This is a genomic window from Pararhizobium sp. DWP1-1-3, assembly GCF_049896125.1.
GTDB lineage: Bacteria > Pseudomonadota > Alphaproteobacteria > Rhizobiales > Rhizobiaceae > Pararhizobium.
This window is the reverse complement of record NZ_JAFCTR010000028.1, coordinates 21655-28227: the sequence shown is the minus strand read 5'-3', so window position 1 is coordinate 28227 and position 6573 is coordinate 21655. Positions and strand designations below refer to the sequence as shown.

At 58.8% G+C, this 6573-nt stretch carries 8 protein-coding genes; 6 read left to right on the top strand and 2 right to left on the bottom strand.

Annotated features, from left to right (window positions below):
• On the top strand, positions 1-90 hold a 90-nt coding region (locus ACP7BS_RS28885; RefSeq protein ID WP_426232134.1), incomplete at its 5' end, for an integrase core domain-containing protein.
• On the opposite strand, the gene ACP7BS_RS28880 is transcribed toward ACP7BS_RS28885, so the two are convergent.
• Both ACP7BS_RS28880 and ACP7BS_RS28875 read right to left on the bottom strand, forming a co-directional pair.
• Positions 67-1119, bottom strand: coding sequence for a hypothetical protein (locus ACP7BS_RS28880; RefSeq protein WP_426240848.1), 1053 nt, complete (start codon positions 1117-1119; stop codon positions 67-69). The two genes, ACP7BS_RS28885 and ACP7BS_RS28880, sit on opposite strands and share 24 nt — an antisense overlap.
• A gap of 141 nt (positions 1120-1260) precedes the next feature.
• Positions 1261-1797: a hypothetical protein gene (locus ACP7BS_RS28875; RefSeq protein WP_426240847.1), complete on the bottom strand. Its 537-nt coding sequence runs from the start codon at positions 1795-1797 to the stop codon at positions 1261-1263.
• Positions 1798-1926: 129 nt separating this feature from the next.
• Between ACP7BS_RS28875 and ACP7BS_RS28870 the strand changes: the two genes are divergently transcribed.
• The 5 genes from ACP7BS_RS28870 (at position 1927) to ACP7BS_RS28850 (ending at position 6478) form a co-directional block, all read left to right on the top strand.
• On the top strand, positions 1927-3534 hold the full coding sequence (locus tag ACP7BS_RS28870; RefSeq protein WP_426240846.1) for a phage tail protein: 1608 nt from the start codon (positions 1927-1929) through the stop codon (positions 3532-3534).
• 52 nt (positions 3535-3586) lie between these two features.
• Entirely contained in the window at positions 3587-3793 is a 207-nt protein-coding gene (locus ACP7BS_RS28865; protein ID WP_426240845.1) for a hypothetical protein, read from the top strand.
• A gap of 119 nt (positions 3794-3912) precedes the next feature.
• Positions 3913-4164 (top strand): hypothetical protein, encoded by a 252-nt coding sequence (locus tag ACP7BS_RS28860; RefSeq protein WP_426123440.1) that lies wholly within the window; start codon positions 3913-3915, stop codon positions 4162-4164.
• 138 nt (positions 4165-4302) lie between these two features.
• On the top strand, positions 4303-4989 hold the full coding sequence (locus ACP7BS_RS28855; protein ID WP_426240844.1) for a response regulator transcription factor: 687 nt from the start codon (positions 4303-4305) through the stop codon (positions 4987-4989).
• A gap of 100 nt (positions 4990-5089) precedes the next feature.
• The gene (locus tag ACP7BS_RS28850) at positions 5090-6478 is read left to right on the top strand and encodes an ATP-binding protein (RefSeq protein ID WP_426233177.1); all 1389 of its coding nucleotides are present in this window, start codon (positions 5090-5092) and stop codon (positions 6476-6478) included.
• The last annotated feature ends 95 nt before the right edge of the window (positions 6479-6573 follow it).

Here is a 6573-nt window from a genome sequence, read left to right as displayed (position 1 = left end):
TGGTTCGAGCACTACAACACGCTTCACCCGCACAAGGCTTTGGGATATCGATCCCCGCGTGAGTTCTTAAACCGTCAAACAGAAATCTGATCCTGTCCGGTTTTTATGGGGCAACTCCAGGGGATCGCGCTCCCGTGCGACTGCTTCGAGACCGCAAAGACGCGAGAAGTTGGCGAACCATTTGATGATTTCAGCGGGAACCTCTAGTCTGTCCTCAAAGCCGCCTTTTACCACCACATTCGCTGCTAAACAGTTTTGAAGGAACCTAATACTTGAATCTAATCCATTTCGGAAATCTTTAGTGTTAAGATAGTATTTCATAAGTGTCCGGGCGCTACTGTGGCCGGAGCTCGCAATCTGAGCCGTTGCTGAACCAACTTTGGTAAATTGGATCAATTGGGCAGTCTTTCTTATGGCCTGAAAATTTGTGCCCTTGGGAAACAAATCTCCGAAATGGGAAATCTCCATCTGCGAGTGGATGCTGATACCGTCATTTCTGGTAAGGCAGATAAAAAAATAATCGGCGCACGATCCATCGACGTCGAATTTCCGAACCGCATTAGCCATAGTCTCGTAATCATCTAAAGCTGCGATGATGGACGAACCTGGAGTTTCGAGACGCCAAGCGTCGTCCTTTGTCATCGCCCCCCCCGCATTTTTCCAAGCATCGATCGCTTTCTCCGCGATCCCGCCTCGTAACACGGCACCATCCTCAATCGCGGCTAATACATTGTGGCCAGCTCGATTCTTGAACTCCTCATAGAACGTCATATTGGAAAGGCCGACTGCGGTGGTCGTGCGCAACACGATTGGACAACGACGCAAAAACACAATCTGCTTGCGGTTCCAGCCGAACATACAGGCGATCCATACCCTGAGCATCGCCGCAGTCCTCGCGGTAGGACCGCAGAGACCGATCACCAAATGAAAGATCATCTCGGGCATCAAGCGTGCTGTGTATCTGCCGTCTCCCGAATATGGAAGCACACCCCAGGGCACGCCGGCAGCAATCCAGAATTTCACGTCCGACATCTGATACATCACATCTTTTGCTAGAGTGAGGTGCGACAGTTTTTCGGCTTTAATCAACTCGGGCGCGCGTTGATCAAACTGAGACATCCCAAAAGTTTGCCAACAACGTTCCTCGAAGCGTAAGCAGGCCGCGAGTTGCGCTCGCGTGGAGCCACTAGGAACTTCCGAGGCGGCCTCTACCAAAATCTGTCGTCCAATCTTAAATAGGTTGTGCAGCCGATTGAACTCTTACTCTGCGATACCCAGGACGATGTCGCGGGCCGCCTTTTCTCGTTTCCCTTCCTGACCAGTTGTGTCGATTGAGGCCAATTCCCCCAAAGACTTGGCTGTGTCGGTCGCCCGTGGGAGTTTCACCATCGATCTGGTGACTTTTGGATACGTCCGGTCCGGAAGTTCGGACAGGTCAACCAACGCTCTGACTGTTTGGAGGCCGTAGTTGCGGATGGTCCACGTCGATAGGGAGTTCTCAGTACTCATTTGGTCGATCCACGCCTGGACCGATCCCACGAGGAGGGTCAAGCGTGCTCCATCCAACTTACCGTTCCAAGTGCCCTTCAAAACGCCGAGGGCTTGGGTAGTTCCAGATGCATTTTCCAAAAGCCAAGTGGCATATCTTCGCCAACCTTGATCAGCTGTATTACCGCGAGCGAGCATGTTTCCCGGATCGAAACCGATAGCGAAAAGGTCTTCAGTAAGCCGCCGCCCACTTCGCTTCGTTAGTTCTTCCCAAGTCAGCATGATATAATACCTCTCGATCAGTGGCATGTATCTAGCATTCAATTTATGCAAAGAAAGTCAATATGTTGATACATACATAGCCATAATATATGACAAAAAACGTGGCAGACAGGACATTGGCTGAACGGCCGGTTAGGCGCGGCGACAACGGCCGACGTGATCGCGGCCGTGCTTGCGGATCACGGTTTTCCGGGCGGTGATGTGAGCTGCGTCAGCGGTGATCTCGGCGGTTATGTGCAGTCGGAGCAGGCGTCTGCGCGCGATGTGCTGGAGCCGCTGATGGCGGCGCTGCAGATCGATGCGGTCGAAGATGGCGCGACACTTCGGTTTCGGTCGCGGATGAGACAGGCGGCGGAGCCAAAGGTCATTCCGGTACTGGCCGATCTCGACAAGCAGGCACTATTCGAGGAGACGCGCGGGCACGATAGCGATTTCGGCAGCGAGGCCATTCTCGACCGGTTTGATCCGGGCAACGCCTATGAGCGGACGACGGCGCGGTCGCGACGGGTATCGCCGGCCAATGACCGCGTGCTGCGGCTTTCGCTGCCGGGGGTGATGCATGACGGGGCGGCGGCCAGTGCTGTCGAGGATGCCCTGCGCGATCATCAGGTGTCGCGGCGCAGTGTGCGTTTTGCGCTCTCGCCGGCGGCGCTGGCGTTCGAGCCGGGCGATGTCGTCTGTTTCGATGAGGGGCCGGCGGGCCGTTTTATCATCAACCGGATCGAGGATGGTGCGGCACGCGCGGTCGAGGCACGGGCGTTCGTGCCGTCGGGTGGCGGTGGTCCGGTCCAGCCGTCAAAACCGGTCGCTCCGCCGCGCAGGCCATCCGACGGGTTCTCGCCGGTCGTGCATCTGATGGACCTGCCGCAATACGAGGCGGGCAATGCCAGCCTTTTTGCGCGGGCGGCTGTCTTTGCCCGGCCATGGCGGGCGATCACACTCTCGTCATCGGCGGCGACGGAAGGTTACCAGGCGCGGGCGCGGCTTGAGCAGCCGGCGCAGACGGGTGTTCTGGCAGAGCCGCTTCGTGCCGGCGTCACTGGCCGGTTCGATGCCGCGCGTACGTTGACGCTTGATCTGCATTTCGGCGGACTGTCTTCGGCAAGCCGCCTTTCCGTCCTCAACGGACAGAACCGCATGGCGATCCTTGCTGCAAACGGTGCCTGGGAAATCATCGCTTTCCAGCGCGCGGAGGAAATCTCTGCCGGTCGCTGGCGACTGACACAACTCTTGCGCGGGCTGCATGGGACCACCGACGCGATGCTGGCAGGGAGTGCTGCCGGTGCTCCGGTGGTAGTGCTCAACGCGGCAGTGAGGCCGCTTGGGCTAAGCCCGGACGAGGCGGGGCGAGTGATCAACTGGATCGCCGAACCGGGCGGGCAGGTTGCAGCACGAAGCGGCCCCTTTGCCTTTGCCGGCGGCTTGAGGGCGGAAAGGCCGGTTGCGCCGGTGCATCTGCGCGGGCGGCGTCTCGAAGGTGGTGCCATTCGAATCACCTGGACCCGCTGCGCGCGCCGCGATGCCGACCACTGGCTGGACGGCGATATCGCGCTGGACGAACCCCAGGAACGATATCGCATCGACATTCTCGATGGCGCGGCGGTCAAGCGGTCCTTCGATGTGTCCGAACCGGCGTTGCACTATGCGGCTGGCTTCGAAATCGAGGATTTCGGCGTGCCGCAGGTGGCCTTGTCGATCCGCGTCCAGCAGCGCGGCCAGAAGGTTGCTTTCGGAGTGCCTGCGCAGGCGCTGCTCAGCCTGTAGAAATCCTGCTTCCCATTCAAACCAAACTCACATCAAGCAAACGGAGCATCAAATGAACGATTTGAAGACTTGGTACATGTCGAAAACCGTCTGGGGCGGCGTGGTCGCAATCCTGGCATCCTGCGCCAATCTGCTGGGACTGGAGATCGCGCCGGAGGATCAAAGTGGAATTGTGGATGGATTGCCCGCGCTGGCGGCGGCCGCTGGTGGACTGATCGCCATCTGGGGCCGGATTTCCGCGCGCTCGCGCTTGCGCTAGACATTGCGCAAAACCGGCCGTTACCGGGACATTCATTTGCCATTCAGACTGTATCGTCTATTAAAACGGCAACGATGCTTCCCAGGTCGCCAATATCGTTTCAATCCGAAAGTGCGTTCATGTCCTCACCCTTGATCATAGCAACGCTTGCAGCGGGCCTTTCCGGATTCGCGCCGCCGGCGATTGATGTGCCATCGATGGTTGTCGCCGTGGATGGTGATTGTGGTCAGGCGGCCGCCGAAGTGGTGGCCGAGACCGGTGGCGAACTCCTGTCGGCGCAGCCGACCAGCGATGGCAAATGCGTCGTTACGGTGCTGATTCCCGGCAATGGCGGCCGTCCGAAAAAAGTGACGATGCGGGTGCCGATGTAGCCGCAGAATGCCTGCCTTCAACACATTCTCCAAACGGATAAAATAAGGTAAGCAGTAATACCTAGGTAGAAGTCTCGTGTTGCAACGCGACGGCAGATCTTTGGGAGATGCTGGCGCGCAAGGGAAGAAAGTCTGTTCATGCGCATTCTGGTGGTCGAAGACGACGTCAACCTCAACCGTCAATTGACGGACACCCTGAAGGAAGCCGGATACGTCGTCGATCAGGCCTTCGACGGCGAGGAAGGCCATTATCTCGGCGAGGGAGAACCCTATGACGCCGTCATCCTCGATATCGGCCTGCCGGAAATGGACGGCATTACCGTATTGGAAAAATGGCGCGGTGCCGGAAAGGTGATGCCGGTGCTGATACTCACCGCACGCGACCGCTGGAGCGACAAGGTGGCCGGTATCGATGCCGGCGCCGACGATTACGTCACCAAGCCGTTCCATGTCGAAGAAGTGCTGGCCCGTATCCGGGCGCTGATCCGGCGGGCTGCCGGACATGCAAGTTCCGAAATTGTTTGCGGTCCGGTGCGGCTGGACACCAAGGGCTCCAAGGCGCTGGTCAACGGCATGGCGCTGAAACTGACGTCGCATGAATTCCGGCTTCTGTCCTATCTGATGCATCACATGGGGCAGGTGGTGTCGCGCACGGAGCTGGTCGAGCACATGTACGACCAGGATTTCGACCGCGATTCCAACACGATCGAAGTTTTCGTCGGCCGGCTTCGCAAGAAGATCGGCAATGACCTGATCGAAACCGTGCGCGGCCTTGGCTACCGGATGCAGGCACCCGGCATGGCCAGCAAGGAAGTGAAATCCTGAGCGGGACCACGATCATCAACCGGAAACGCCTGAAGTCTGCGCATGAGGGACAAGGCCTGATGGTGTTGTCCCCTCAAACCATTCGGCGACACTCATGATGTTGCGTCCGCAATCGCTGACCGCACGTGTTCTCCTCGTTTCCACCATCTGGGCGGTGGTGGCGCTGGTGGTGATCGGCGTGGTGATCTCGACGCTTTACCGGCAAGGTTCGGAGCGCGGCTTCCAGGACCTTTTGCGCGCACAGCTCTACAACGTCATCAATTCGATCGTCGTCAACGACAAGTCGGTGCTGGCCGGCAGCCCGCAACTGGGCGACCTGCGCTTCTCCCAGCCGCAGACGGGCTGGTACTGGATCGTCGAGCCGATCGGCGAATTCAATACGCCGCCGCTGATTTCGACCTCGCTCGGTTCTGGCAAATTGCCAATCGCCAGCGTCGATGAAGTTCCCTTCGATATTCGCTACGAGCGTTTCTACACCACCGTCGATTCCTTCAACAACGACGTCGAAGTGGCGGAGACGGAAGTCGTTCTGGACATTCAGGGGCATACGGCCCGTTTCCGGGTCGCGGGCAACCGGGATGTGCTGGAAGCCGATATCAACGATTTCAACCGCAATCTCTACCTGGCGCTGGCGATCTTCGGTTTCGGCGGCCTCGGGATGAATGCGCTGGCCATTCTGTTTGGGCTTCGGCCGCTCGACCAGGCGCGGCGGTCGCTGGAAAAGATCCGGGGCGGCGAAAGCGAGCGGCTTGACGGCGAATTTCCGCGCGAAATCCAGCCCTTGGCAAGCGAAGTCAACGCCCTGATCGACAGCAACCGGCGCATCATCGAACGTGCCCGTATGCAGGTCGGCAATCTCGCCCATTCGCTGAAGACGCCGCTTGCCGTTTTGATCAACGAAGCGCGGGTGCTTGAGCCGCCGCACGGCGATCTCGTCAAGGCGCAGGCGGATGCGATGCAGATGCAGGTGCAGTCCTATCTCAACCGGGCGCGGATCGCCGCACAGCGGGAATCGGTTCTGGCGCGCACCGAGGTCGAACCGGTGCTTGAACGGCTGGTGCGCGTCATGCGCCGGTTGCACCCGGAAAAGACCTTTCTGCTGACGGTCTCGCCGCCTGGGCTGATCCTGGCGATGGAACAGCAGGATGTCGAGGAAACGGTCGGCAACCTTTTGGACAATGCTGCCCGCTACGCCAACGACCAGGTTCACATTCTGGCGCAGATTGCGCCCGAGGGCGTGCAGGGCAAGGACCCGGGGCGGCGCAACTGGATTACCATCGAGGTGGATGATGACGGTCCGGGTCTGGAACCGGAGCAGATCGGCATTGCCATCAAGCGCGGCAAGAGGCTGGACGAAAGCAAGCCGGGTACGGGCTTGGGATTGTCGATCGTCAGCGAGATCGCCGGCGAATATCAGGGCACTCTCGGGTTGTCGCGCGGCGAGCGCGGCGGCCTGAAAGCACTGATCGTTCTGCCTGCTGTGTCATGATGAGACGTGTTTTAAGCCGTCGCGTGACTTTTTTGACAGGATTGCGGGTAAAATTCCGCAATGCAACAGCTTTGATCGCTGTGTTGTTGCCTGCT

Excerpts from the sequence above, each read along its gene's own strand:
- ACP7BS_RS28875 (WP_426240847.1), bottom strand. The coding sequence starts at position 1,797 with ATGCCACTGATCGAGAGGTATTATATCATGCTGACTTGGGAAGAACTA.
- ACP7BS_RS28865 (WP_426240845.1), top strand. The coding sequence starts at position 3,587 with ATGAACGATTTGAAGACTTGGTACATGTCGAAAACCGTCTGGGGCGGC.
- ACP7BS_RS28860 (WP_426123440.1), top strand. The coding sequence starts at position 3,913 with ATGTCCTCACCCTTGATCATAGCAACGCTTGCAGCGGGCCTTTCCGGA.
- ACP7BS_RS28880 (WP_426240848.1), bottom strand. The coding sequence starts at position 1,119 with ATGTCTCAGTTTGATCAACGCGCGCCCGAGTTGATTAAAGCCGAAAAA.
- ACP7BS_RS28855 (WP_426240844.1), top strand. The coding sequence starts at position 4,303 with ATGCGCATTCTGGTGGTCGAAGACGACGTCAACCTCAACCGTCAATTG.